The 5,066-nt window shown below is 73.6% G+C and carries 7 protein-coding genes and 2 pseudogenes; 4 read left to right on the top strand and 5 right to left on the bottom strand.

All coding sequences use genetic code 11. The features are described 5' to 3' along the window. Positions 1 to 327: pseudogene (locus CCN29_RS31705) on the bottom strand (peptidase); the annotation flags it as partial. Positions 328 to 529: 202 nt separating this feature from the next. Between CCN29_RS31705 and CCN29_RS31700 the strand changes: the two are divergent. Then, entirely contained in the window at positions 530 to 1,174 is a 645-nt protein-coding gene (locus CCN29_RS31700; protein ID WP_031019746.1) for a PhzF family phenazine biosynthesis protein, read from the top strand. A 14-nt stretch (positions 1,175 to 1,188) separates the two neighbouring features. Here the strand turns inward: CCN29_RS31700 and CCN29_RS31695 are convergent. The 3 genes and pseudogenes from CCN29_RS31695 to map all read right to left on the bottom strand — a co-directional run. Further along, positions 1,189 to 1,341: pseudogene (locus tag CCN29_RS31695) on the bottom strand (TetR/AcrR family transcriptional regulator); the annotation flags it as partial. Positions 1,342 to 1,415: 74 nt separating this feature from the next. After that, complete coding sequence (locus tag CCN29_RS31690) at positions 1,416 to 2,063, bottom strand: biliverdin-producing heme oxygenase (RefSeq protein WP_086685986.1); 648 nt, start codon at positions 2,061 to 2,063, stop codon at positions 1,416 to 1,418. Between the two features lie 51 nt (positions 2,064 to 2,114). Further along, positions 2,115 to 2,972 carry a type I methionyl aminopeptidase gene (gene map / locus CCN29_RS31685; protein WP_006130069.1) on the bottom strand — a complete coding sequence of 286 codons (858 nt, stop codon included), beginning with the start codon at positions 2,970 to 2,972 and terminating at the stop codon, positions 2,115 to 2,117. A gap of 58 nt (positions 2,973 to 3,030) precedes the next feature. Between map and CCN29_RS31680 the strand changes: the two genes are divergently transcribed. Then, on the top strand, positions 3,031 to 3,258 hold the full coding sequence (locus tag CCN29_RS31680) for a hypothetical protein (RefSeq protein ID WP_006130070.1): 228 nt from the start codon (positions 3,031 to 3,033) through the stop codon (positions 3,256 to 3,258). 20 nt (positions 3,259 to 3,278) lie between these two features. On the opposite strand, the gene CCN29_RS31675 is transcribed toward CCN29_RS31680, so the two are convergent. Beyond that, complete coding sequence (locus CCN29_RS31675; RefSeq protein ID WP_006130071.1) at positions 3,279 to 3,881, bottom strand: hypothetical protein; 603 nt, start codon at positions 3,879 to 3,881, stop codon at positions 3,279 to 3,281. A 165-nt stretch (positions 3,882 to 4,046) separates the two neighbouring features. On the opposite strand from CCN29_RS31675, the gene npdG reads away from it, so the two are divergent. Together npdG and CCN29_RS31665 are read left to right on the top strand one after the other, a co-directional pair. Next, the gene (gene npdG / locus CCN29_RS31670; RefSeq protein ID WP_031061803.1) at positions 4,047 to 4,763 is read left to right on the top strand and encodes an NADPH-dependent F420 reductase; all 717 of its coding nucleotides are present in this window, start codon (positions 4,047 to 4,049) and stop codon (positions 4,761 to 4,763) included. 4 nt (positions 4,764 to 4,767) lie between these two features. Continuing rightward, positions 4,768 to 4,995, top strand: a complete 228-nt coding sequence (locus tag CCN29_RS31665; protein WP_078592185.1) for a hypothetical protein — start codon at positions 4,768 to 4,770, stop codon at positions 4,993 to 4,995. The last annotated feature ends 71 nt before the right edge of the window (positions 4,996 to 5,066 follow it).

Below are 5,066 nucleotides of genomic sequence, written 5' to 3'. Positions count from 1 at the left end.
CGTGGAGCCGGCCCGGAAGCGCGCGTACGGCAGCGCGGGCGCCCCCGTGCGCAGGTCCCGGACGCCCGCGCTGCCCGCCCAGCTGCCTTTGCCGCCCACCCGGATCAGGGCGGCGGAGACGTCCCCGTCCGGGACCTCGGCGAGCGCCCGCTCCAGCGCGGTCGCGTCGAACCGGTCGGCGCGGGGCGCGGAGACGGCGGGGGAGGCGGGGGAGCCCTGCGCGGGCCCGGCGGCGGCCGACCCGGCGAGGGGGACGAGCAGCAGGGACGAGACCAGTAAGGCGGACACGGCCGTGGCGCGGGCACGGGCGGTGGTGCCTTGGAACATGAAGGGTCTCCCGTCGGGGCGGTGGGTGCTGCGGACGGGACCATCCTCGTGATCACGGGCGGCGGCCGGATCGTGCGCGGTGAGGAGGCCCGCCCCTGAGACGTCCCCCGGCAACCGGGCCCGCGCCTCGGGGACTTCCCCGGTCCGCGCCCCTGAGACGGCCGGGCGGCCGAGGGGGCGCGGACGGTGCTTGAATGCCTCCGTGACTGCTTACGACGTGCTGCGTGTCTTCTGCGGCCCACGCGGCGGATACGGCAATGAACTGGGCGTCGTCCGGGACGGCTCGGTGCTGCCCGGACCGGAGGAGCGCCAGGAGTTCGCCGCCAAACTCGGCTTCAGCGAGACCGTGTTCGTCGACGACCCCGAGCGCGGGGTGATCGACATCTACACCCCCACCACCCGCCTGCCCTTCGCGGGCCACCCCTGCGTCGGCGCCGCCTGGCTGCTCGACGTGCCCGAACTCGTCACGCCCGCCGGGGTCGTGGGCGCCCGGCAGGACGGGGAGTTCTGCTGGATCGAGGCGCGGGCGGAGTGGGTGCCGCCGCGCACCCTGCGCCAGTACGCCACCGCCGCCGAGGTGGACGAGCTGCCCCTGCCCCCGAAGGGGGAGTGGATCTACGCCTGGGCCTGGCTGGACGAGCCGGCCGGGCGCATCCGGGCCCGCGCCTTCCCCGGCCGGGACGACGGCATCGACGAGGACGAGGCGACGGGCGCGGCGGCCCTCCTCCTCACCGACCGCCTCGGCCGCGCCCTGAACATCACCCAGGGCACGGGCTCCCAGATCCTCACGGCGCCGCAGCCGGAGGGCTGGACGGAGGTCGGCGGCCGGGTCTACCTGGAGCGCTGACGCCCGGGACCGGATCAGTCGGCCGCCATGGCGCGGCGCACGCTCTCGCGGAGCAGCGCGCGGCGCTGTTCGTGCAGGTCGGCGGGTTCCTCGGCGGTCGCCGCGTAGACGTTGCTGACCGGTGACCAGGCCATGGACATCGCGATGACCATGGCCATGATGTCGAACCTGGACACCGGCCCGGCCGCGCGGTGACGGCGGCGGGGGCGGCCGTTGCGGCGTCGGCGGCCTCCGTGCGGTTCTACGCCGACAGCGGGAACTCCTCGCCCAGGGCGCGGAACACGTCCGTGTTCAGGGCGAACGCCCGCTTGCACTCGGTCACCACGCGCTGCTTCTCCAGGTCGTCCAGCGGGACCGCGTCCAGCAGGGCGCGGTACTCCCGCTTGAAGGCGGCCGGGTTGGCGATCCGGTCGAAGACGTAGAAGCGGACGCCGTCGCCCTTCCTGGCGAAACCCCAGGTGCGCTCCGCCTTGTCGCGGATGATCTGACCGCCCGACAGGTCGCCCAGGTAGCGGGTGTAGTGGTGCGCGACGTATCCGGCCGGCCAGTCGCGGGCCACGGTGGCCACGCGGTCCGCGCAGACCCGCGTCGCGGGCAGGGCGGTCAGGGCCGAGCGCCAGTCGGGGCCGCGCAGATGCTCCAGGTCCCGCTCCAGCGCGGCCAGCCGGAACAGTTCCGGCCGGACGAACGGGCTCGCCACCGGGTCCGACGCCAGACGGGCGGCGCCGGACTCCAGTGCCTCGTACACGAACCACAGTTGCTCGGTGTAACGCGCGTACGCGTCCACGCCCAGCCGTCCGCCCAGCAGATCGGCCATGAAGGCCGAGGACTCCGCCTCCACGTGCTGCTCGTGCGAGGCGGTACGGATCAGGGCCGAGAAGGAGTCCATGCGCCGAGTTTGTGTGGTTAGCCTTACCTAAGTCAATGCCCCCTCAAGGTGTCACGGCAGGGTCAGGATGTCCGCCCCGGAGTCCGTGACCACCAGCGTGTGCTCGAACTGCGCCGTGCGCTTGCGGTCCTTCGTCACCACCGTCCAGCCGTCGTCCCACATGTCGTACTCGTGGGTGCCCAGCGTCAGCATCGGCTCGATCGTGAAGGTCATCCCCGGCTGCATCACCGTCGTCGCGTGCGGGCTGTCGTAGTGCGGGACGATCAGGCCCGAGTGGAAGGACGAGTTGATGCCGTGACCGGTGAAGTCACGGACCACGCCGTAGCCGAACCGCTTCGCGTACGACTCGATCACCCGGCCGATGATGTTGATCTGCCGGCCCGGCTTCACCGCCTTGATCGCGCGGTTCAGCGCCTCCCGGGTCCGCTCCACCAGCAGCCGGCTCTCCTCGTCCACCTCGCCGACCAGGTACGTCGCGTTGTTGTCCCCGTGCACCCCGCCGATGTACGCGGTCACGTCCAGGTTCACGATGTCGCCGTCGCGCAGCACCGTCGAGTCCGGGATGCCGTGGCAGATGACCTCGTTGACGCTGGTGCACAGCGACTTGGGGAAGCCGCGGTAGCCGAGCGTCGACGGGTAGGCGCCGTGGTCGCACATGTACTCGTGCGCCACCTTGTCCAGCTCGTCCGTCGTCACGCCGGGCGCGATGAGCTTCGCCGCCTCCTCCATCGCGCGGGCCGCGATCCGTCCCGCGCGCCGCATCGCCTCGATCGTCTCGGGCGTCTGCACCTCCGGCCCCGTGTACGGGGTGGGCGCGGGCTTGCCGACGTACTCGGGACGGCGGATGTTCCCGGGAACGGAGCGGGTGGGGGAGAGCTTCCCCGGTACGAGGAGTGACTGGCCAGACATGCCGCGAGTCTAATTCAGCCGCGACGGGGGACCATCTTCCGTGGCGAGAGGAGCCGACATGCCCCTGTTCAAGAAGCGTACGGCCGGCAAACCCGGCGAGTGGTACTACTGCCTGGAGCACAAGAAGGTCGAGGAAGGGCCCGAGTGCCCGGCCAAGGACCGGTTCGGCCCGTACGCGAGCCGCGCCGAGGCGGAGCACGCGATGGAGACCGCCCGCGAGCGCAACCTCCAGTGGGAGAACGACCCCGCGTGGCACGACGCCCCCAAGGGCCGCGACGAGGGCTGAGCCGCCGTCGCCGCCGCGCGCTACCAGCGGGTCGGCGGCGGCGCGGTGAGCAGGTCGGCCAGCCGGGACAGCCGGTCCCGGAAACGGCGGCGGCCCCGGTGGGCGGGCAGCGCGTTCTCCCCGGCCGCCGCGCTCACCAGGTGCTGCACGGTGTCCAGGTCGAGCTCCGAGCCGTCCGGGACGGGCAGCACCTCGTGCGCCAGCGCCGGCAGCTCGCCCGCCTCCGGGCCCAGCGACAGCAGCGTCGCCCCCGACCGGCGGGCGTCCGACACCCGCTCCAGCAGTGCCGCGGGCGGCTCGCCGGGCGCCACCACCAGCAGCGTCTCGCCCCGCCGCGCCGCCTCCAGCCGGCCCAGGCCCACCGCCAGATGCGCCGGGTCCGTGGGGCGCGCGTCGTGCCGCACCAGCGTCGGGGCCAGCTCCGGGGTGCCCGACCAGGCCGCCTCGTCCACCAGGTGCGCCGCCAGATGCCACGGCTCGTACTCCGGGGTGCCCACGAGCAGCAGCCCACCGCCGTGCGACACCACCGAGCCGCGCAGCGTCCCCGCGAAGTGCCGGGTCGCCCCCAGCCACTCCGTCCCCGCGAGCACTTCCCTCAGCAGCGCGACCCGTACGGCGTCCATGCCGCCGCATCCTGCACCCAACGGGCGGCCCGCGTCCCGGTGTTCGCCCACGGTTCGCCCGTCCCGGGGACACCCGCGTCGCCCGTCCCGGGGACACCCGCGCACCGCCGTGACGGGCCTCACGCCCGGCCGGTCGCACCGGCCGTCCGCACGTAGAGTCGGGCCATGACCACTAGCGACAGCGCACAGCAGCCCCCGAAGAAGGCCCCCGCCAAGGACCCCTGGGACCTGCCCGACGTCTCCGGCCTGGTCGTCGGCGTGCTCGGCGGCACCGGACCGCAGGGCAAGGGCCTCGCCTACCGGCTCGCCAAGGCAGGCCAGAAGGTGATCATCGGCTCCCGCGCCGCCGAGCGGGCGCGGGCCGCCGCGGAGGAGCTCGGCCACGGCATCGAGGGCGCCGACAACGCCGAGACCGCCCGGCGCAGCGACGTGGTGATCGTCGCCGTGCCGTGGGACGGCCACGGCAAGACCCTGGAGTCCCTCCGCGAGGAACTGGCCGGCAAGCTCGTCGTGGACTGCGTCAACCCGCTCGGCTTCGACAAGCAGGGCGCCTACGCGCTCAAGCCGGAGGAGGGCAGCGCCGCCCAGCAGGCCGCCGCGCTGCTGCCCGACTCCCGGGTCACCGCCGCGTTCCACCACCTGTCGGCGGTGCTGCTCCAGGACCCGGAGATCGAGGAGATCGACACCGACGTCATGGTCCTCGGCGAGGTCCGCGCCGACGTGGAGATCGTCCAGGCGCTGGCCGGGCGCATCCCCGGCATGCGGGGCATCTTCGCCGGGCGGCTGCGCAACGCCCACCAGGTGGAGTCGCTGGTCGCCAACCTGATCTCGGTCAACCGCCGCTACAAGGCGCACGCCGGGCTCCGCGTCACGGACGTATGAGGCGATGGGGGACACTGGAGCGGAAGCAGTGTCCCCCGCCCTCCGACAGGAGCCCCCCGCCATGCCCCGCCTCGCCGTCTACGCCCTCGTCGTGTGCCTTCTCGCCGTCGCCGCGGCCGTCGTCTCCTTCGTGGAGGGCAGCGTGCTGATCGGCGTGGTCTGGATCCTGCTGGCGGGCCTGTCGTCGAACATGACCTGGTACTACGTCCGCCGAGGCCGCGCGAGCAACTGAGCCGCGGCTTCCCGCCCCGCCAGGTCGCGGCAACAGACGGACGCCCCCGCCCGCGGCGGGGGCGGGGAGAC

This window comes from Streptomyces pseudogriseolus, assembly GCA_002154585.1.
Taxonomy (GTDB): domain Bacteria; phylum Actinomycetota; class Actinomycetes; order Streptomycetales; family Streptomycetaceae; genus Streptomyces; species Streptomyces pseudogriseolus.
Note: the sequence above shows the minus strand (reverse complement) of the source record. Positions and strands in the feature narration are given on the sequence as shown.

What these genes read in the sequence shown, in the direction of transcription:
- CCN29_RS31690 (WP_086685986.1), bottom strand. Translation starts at nt 2,063, where the DNA reads ATGGACTCCTTCTCGGCCCTGATCCGTACCGCCTCGCACGAGCAGCAC.
- CCN29_RS31680 (WP_006130070.1), top strand. Translation starts at nt 3,031, where the DNA reads ATGCCCCTGTTCAAGAAGCGTACGGCCGGCAAACCCGGCGAGTGGTAC.
- map (WP_006130069.1), bottom strand. Translation starts at nt 2,972, where the DNA reads ATGTCTGGCCAGTCACTCCTCGTACCGGGGAAGCTCTCCCCCACCCGC.
- CCN29_RS31675 (WP_006130071.1), bottom strand. Translation starts at nt 3,881, where the DNA reads ATGGACGCCGTACGGGTCGCGCTGCTGAGGGAAGTGCTCGCGGGGACG.
- npdG (WP_031061803.1), top strand. Translation starts at nt 4,047, where the DNA reads ATGACCACTAGCGACAGCGCACAGCAGCCCCCGAAGAAGGCCCCCGCC.
- CCN29_RS31665 (WP_078592185.1), top strand. Translation starts at nt 4,768, where the DNA reads ATGGGGGACACTGGAGCGGAAGCAGTGTCCCCCGCCCTCCGACAGGAG.